We start from the raw sequence: 586 nt of genomic DNA, 5'->3' as shown, positions 1-586 counted from the left end.
CACCGCGTCATGCATCGAGAAGCCCTTGATCTGGCGCTCGAACGCCGGCAGCGCTTCGCGGATGGCGGCGATGGCGTAGTCCGGCAGGCTGGACGACAGGTCGGTGAGCGTCACGCCCGGTTTGTACGACGGCGTGACGCTGCCCAGCGCGGTCGAGGGCCGGCCGGCCAGGAAGTCGCCCACCAGTTGCGCCGGCGCGCTGTAGTCGCCGCCGCCCAGTTCGTAGGCGCGCGCCTCCCAGTGGCGCTGGAAGTCGAGCCCGGCCAGGGGCGACTGTTCGATGCCGGGGAAGTCCTTGGGTTCGATGCCCACCACGATGCCGGCGTTGGCGTTGCGTTCGTTGCGCGAGTACTGGCTCATGCCGTTGGTGACCACGCCGCCCGGCTCCGAGGCGGCGGCGACCACGGTGCCGCCCGGGCACATGCAGAAGCTGTAGACCGCGCGGCCGTTGCCGGCGTGATGCACCAGCTTGTAGTCGGCCGCGCCGAGCACCGGATGGCCGGCGCTGGGACCGAAGCGGGCCCGGTCGATCACGGATTGCGGGTGTTCGATGCGGAAACCCAGCGAGAACGGCTTGGGCTCCATG

Annotated in this window: 1 protein-coding gene; it reads right to left on the bottom strand. The window is 70.5% G+C overall.

The window, feature by feature from the left end; all coding sequences use genetic code 11:
• Positions 1 to 586 (bottom strand): FAD-dependent protein (locus tag H065_RS27585; protein ID WP_017815787.1); only part of this gene is annotated, 586 nt, incomplete at both ends.

This window comes from Paenibacillus shenyangensis (genome assembly GCF_000346635.1).
Taxonomy (GTDB): Bacteria; Bacillota; Bacilli; order Paenibacillales; family Paenibacillaceae; genus Saccharibacillus; species Saccharibacillus dauci.
This window is presented reverse-complemented; position numbering and strand designations above follow the sequence as displayed.